The organism is Rhodococcus sp. T7 (assembly GCF_009872365.1).
Taxonomy (GTDB): domain Bacteria; phylum Actinomycetota; class Actinomycetes; order Mycobacteriales; family Mycobacteriaceae; genus Rhodococcus_F.
Window position 1 is genome coordinate 141,236 of the sequence record NZ_WXYH01000389.1, and the last position, 284, is coordinate 141,519.

1 pseudogene is annotated in these 284 nt (G+C 59.9%); it reads right to left on the reverse strand.

The features are described 5' to 3' along the window. Window positions 1–164: pseudogene (locus tag MLGJGCBP_RS44635) on the reverse strand (IS701 family transposase); the annotation flags it as partial. Window positions 165–284 lie beyond the last annotated feature (120 nt).

Consider the following 284-nt stretch of genomic DNA (forward strand, 5'->3'; position numbering starts at 1 on the left):
TCACCGGCCCGCTCGGCGAGGGTCCACCCGTTCTTGCGTTCCAGACCCGCAACCAATCCCGTCACATATTCACGGACCCGGGACCGCGGCTCCGACCGGGTGAAACGACCGGAGATCCGCTCATGCAACGCTTCCAACTCGGCAGCAACCAGATCGAGGACCACGCAATCAGTATCGTCCATCTGTCAAGCATGTGCCGTTGCAGTACTAGAGCGTGTCTGCTATTTGCGGACACGGTGATGAATAACAATCGCGCCGAGGAGTACGCCACCGAGGAAGGTGGT